The following is a 3,855-nucleotide window of genomic DNA, read 5'->3' as shown; positions in this document are numbered from 1 at the left end:
CGGCTGTCGCCGCCATGTGCAGCGCCCGGGCAGCCGGCAGCCAAGCGGCAGGGACCGCCGACCAGGCGCGGGAGTCCTCCACTCCCCAGCGCAGCGCCGCCGAGACCCTGCGCAACTGGTCCGACGCCGGCGGGCCGACCCGGTCCGCAACGGCGTCGATGGCCTGGACGATGCCGGCCCCACCGCGCAGGGCCAGGGCGAGCAGGTCGAGGGTGTCGGACACGTCGGGCATGGTCAGCGGCGGAGCGGGCCGGACGACCGGTCCGGGGGCCCGGCTCTGCAGTGGCAGGGGCGGAGCGGGCGCGGCAACGAGCAGGACGGCCAGGGCCACAAGCACCGCGGCGAGCCCCGTCACGAGAGCACCGGCCCGCGAACGGCAACGGCGACGAGCCGGCGCACCCAGACCCGTCCGACCAGGGCCAGGACCACGCCCATCACGAGGCAGAGCTGGTTGAGCGGCGACCCCAGGTAGAGCCTCGACGGGTCCAGCCCCACGGCCACGGCGATCAGCGGACCACCAATCGGCAGCACCGTCAGGATGTTCATTGTCGAGCGCGCCCCCGCGACCGCGGCGAGCATGCGCTCCCGCTGTGCCATCGAGCCGCGCACGACCGCTCCTGCGGTCCGGACGGCGTCAGCCAGCGGACCACCGGTCTCCTCGCTGAGGGACCACGCGGCCGCCAGCACCCCCAGCTCCCGCGAGGTCAGGGTGTCGGCGCCGCGGTCCAGGACGGTGGACACCGGCGCTCCCTCCGCGACGGCCCGGCCGGCTGCCCGGGCCCAGGCAGCGGCGGGCCCGGGACGCGGCTGCTCCACGGGCGCGACCGAGTCGGCGGCGAGCACGAACGCCGAGGCCGGTGGCAGCCCCGCCTCCAGCGCCGGGACCACGGCATCGACCAGCGCGAGGATCGTCGCGGCGAGCACCCGGTCTCGCGACGCCGCCCTCAGGCGCAGGACGTCGTGCACCCGCCGGAGCAACCACCCGGCCGGCCGCGTCGCGCCGGCCCCGGGCGAGGCAGCGACCGAGTCGGCGGGCGAGGTAAGCCCCGTGAGTGGCGGCGCGGGCGGGCGACCGGCCAGCAGCACGGCTGCGCCCAGGGCCAGCGCGATGAGCGCGCTCACCGGGTTGCCCCGAGGCTGTCGCTGGGGTCGGCCAGCCCGCAGGTCGCCGCCAGCCGCGGCCACCCCTCGGCGCGTCGCGGCTCCCCGTCCGCACCCCGCTCGAGGGCGGCGACCACCTCGGGTGCACGGCCGTCGGCGCGCTGCAGCACCCCGATCGTCTCGAGGCGGCGCTGTCCCCCGAGCCGGCTGACGTGCAGCACGACCTGGATCGCGCTGAGCAGCTGGGCGTGCACGGCGGCCGGGCTCATGCCGGCCAGGGCGCCGAGCGCCTCGAACCGGGCGACGACGTCGGTGCACGCGTTGGCGTGCAGGGTGCCGCAGCCGCCCTCGTGACCGGTGTTGAGCGCGGTGAGCAGCTCGCGCACCTCGGCACCGCGCACCTCCCCGACCACGACCCGGTCGGGACGCATGCGCAGGGACTGCCGGACCAGCGAGGTGAGGGTGACCTCGCCGCGGCCCTCGACGTTGGCGGCCCGGGCCTGCAGGCGGACGACATGAGGATGGTCGACGGCCAGCTCGCGGACGTCCTCGACGACGACGAGCCGCTCGTCCCCGTCGACCTCACCGAGCAGGGCCTCGAGGAGCGTGGTCTTGCCGCTGCCGGTGCCTCCGGTGACGACGAACGCTCGGCGCCGCCGGACCAGGGCCCGCAGGACCGGCAACCAGCCCGGACCGAACGCCCCCAGGTCGCCCAGTCCCGCCAGCGTCGGGGCGACGCGCCGCGGCACGCGCAGGCTGATGTGCGTGCCGTCGGCCGCCAGCGGCGGCAGCACCGCGTGCAGCCGCACACCCCCGGGCAGGAGCCCGTCGACCCACGGACAGGTCTCGTCCAGCCGGCGTCCGGCCAATCCCGCGAGACGGACGGCGAGCCGGCGCACCTCAGCCTCCGAGCCGACGTCGACACCCGTCCGGGCCAGGTGGCCGTCTCGCTCGACCCAGACCCCCGAGGCGGCGTTGACCAGGACGTCGGTGACCCGGGCGTCGGCCAGCAGAGGCTCCAGCGGGCCTGCACCGAGCACTCGTGCGGTGAGGTCGTCCCGGCGCGTTCGAGGCCCCGCTCCCCGAGCGTGACCTGTGCCGGCCCGAGCACGTCGGCCACGGCAGCCGGCGACGGCGGCCGGCCTTGGCGGATCTGCTCCCAGACGGGGTCGGTGACGCTCATGAGGCACGCCGCTCGGCCGGCAGCAGCAGGGCCGCCAGCACCGCCTCGGCGGCCCGGGCCAGCGGCCCGCGCGAGCGAGACCCTGGTGGGATGCCGTGCAGCAGGTCCGCGTCGAGGCGTGGGTCGTGCCCGATCGTGGCCACCAGGGGCAGGTCGACGGCGGCCGCCAGCGACTCGGCCACCCGGTCGTCGCGCCCGGCGCTGCGCATGCACAGCCAGAGCTGGTCGTTGTCTCGGCCCAGGAACCCCGCGGCGGCGCTGGTCCCGGCCAGCGCCTGCACCCCGTCGCCGGACACCAGGACCAGCGCGTCGGCCACCGCGGCAAGGGCCTGTCCGAAGGGTGCGTCGGCACGGGTCAGGGCGAGCACGACGACGTCGAGGCAGGACGTGAGTGCGCGCAGCACCTCCTCGCGCGCCTCATCAGCCGGAGCACCCGGTCGGGTGCGGTCGAAGGACAGGACCGCCACACCGTCGGTGGCCGGGAGCCGGTGCAGCAGCTCGGGGCCGCCGACCCGACCGAGCGCGGCGGCGAGGTCGGGCCAGCGCAGGCCCGGCTCCTGCTCGAGGCCGAAGGTGACGTCAAGTCCTCCACCGAGCACGTCGGCGTCGACGCAGGCGACGGTGCGCCCGGTGGCCGCGGCTCGGGTGGCGAGGGCGGCGGCGAGGACGGTGGCACCGACTCCGCCGGAACCCCCGACGACGCCGATCACGTGAGCTGTCATGCCGCCCAGCCTCGGGCGGGGCGAACCGTGACGACAGGTGACACCGCGGGCCTGTGGACAGTGGGACGAACGCGAGGGGGCTTGTGGACAAAGGCCGCTCACGGCATACCCGCTGTGGCACCGGCCACGGCTCAACCCGCGTTCCCGGGCTGGAGCTACACCAGGACGCGGGCTGGCAGGTGTTCGTGGGCAAGGGCCCCAACGGAACTGGCTGGAGAAACGAAACTGGCTGGAGAAAGGGGACGGCCCCCGTCGGGGGGACAACGGGGGCCGTCAACGCGCCAAGCTCCGGGGGGGAGGAGCTGGTGCGCTGGCGCGCTCGACCTCGGAAGGGAGCGCGCACGTTCCATAGTGGGGCACTCGGGGCCCGAGCGCAAACCCTTGCCCCAAAAGTCACAGGAAAAGGTGATGGCACCTCGCGAACGAGGTGCCATCTACCGCGAACGCCACGGGTTACCAGGCGTGAATTCGTTTGTCGCAGTGGGACAAGCCCGCCACGATCGGTCCACCAGTGGACTGCCCGCGCGTGGGTGCCCGTGTCCTTCGCGGTGGTCGTCGGGCTCCCGCCCGTCGGCTCAAGACCTGTCTACTCGCCCCCGTTGCCAAACGAAAGACTTGACTTTGCAGGCGCTTCCCCGGCGGGCGTGGCGTCAGCCGAGTCGACCGGCGAGCACCGCGTCAGCGATCCGCTGCCCCTCACGCGCTCCCGTGACGACCGCCTGGGCGCAGTGGTTGAGCCACAGGCCGACCCCCTCGCGGCTGCCGGTGCTGTATGCCGTGAGCGCCCCCAGGTAGGCCGCCCCGCCCTGCGCGCCGTGCCCGGCCTCGGGCACCGCGACCCCGGTCGGG

General features: G+C 75.4%; 4 protein-coding genes and 1 pseudogene. All 5 read right to left on the bottom strand.

Translation table 11 applies throughout. The annotated features are described in order from the left end of the window. Window positions 1–355 (bottom strand): type II secretion system F family protein (locus tag VF825_RS18020; RefSeq protein WP_331115942.1); only part of this gene is annotated, 355 nt, incomplete at its 3' end. Beyond that, window positions 352–1,122: a type II secretion system F family protein gene (locus VF825_RS18015; protein WP_331115940.1), complete on the bottom strand. Its 771-nt coding sequence runs from the start codon at window positions 1,120–1,122 to the stop codon at window positions 352–354. The genes VF825_RS18020 and VF825_RS18015, both read right to left, overlap by 4 nt. Continuing rightward, window positions 1,119–2,141 (bottom strand): TadA family conjugal transfer-associated ATPase, encoded by a 1,023-nt coding sequence (locus tag VF825_RS18010; RefSeq protein ID WP_331115938.1) that lies wholly within the window; start codon window positions 2,139–2,141, stop codon window positions 1,119–1,121. Before VF825_RS18010 ends, VF825_RS18015 begins: the two co-directional genes overlap by 4 nt. Window positions 2,142–2,280: 139 nt before the next feature. Continuing rightward, window positions 2,281–3,006 carry a septum site-determining protein Ssd gene (gene ssd / locus VF825_RS18005; RefSeq protein ID WP_331115936.1) on the bottom strand — a complete coding sequence of 242 codons (726 nt, stop codon included), beginning with the start codon at window positions 3,004–3,006 and terminating at the stop codon, window positions 2,281–2,283. Window positions 3,007–3,656: 650 nt separating this feature from the next. Further along, window positions 3,657–3,855: pseudogene (locus VF825_RS18000) on the bottom strand (hypothetical protein); the annotation flags it as partial.

The sequence above is a fragment of the Oryzihumus sp. genome, from assembly GCF_036391795.1.
Classification (GTDB): Bacteria; Actinomycetota; Actinomycetes; order Actinomycetales; family Dermatophilaceae; genus Oryzihumus.
Note: the sequence above shows the minus strand (reverse complement) of the source record. Positions and strands in the feature narration are given on the sequence as shown.

Bases quoted from the DNA above. Each gene is read 5' to 3' on its own strand.
- ssd (WP_331115936.1), bottom strand. From the start codon at position 3,006: ATGACAGCTCACGTGATCGGCGTCGTCGGGGGTTCCGGCGGAGTCGGT.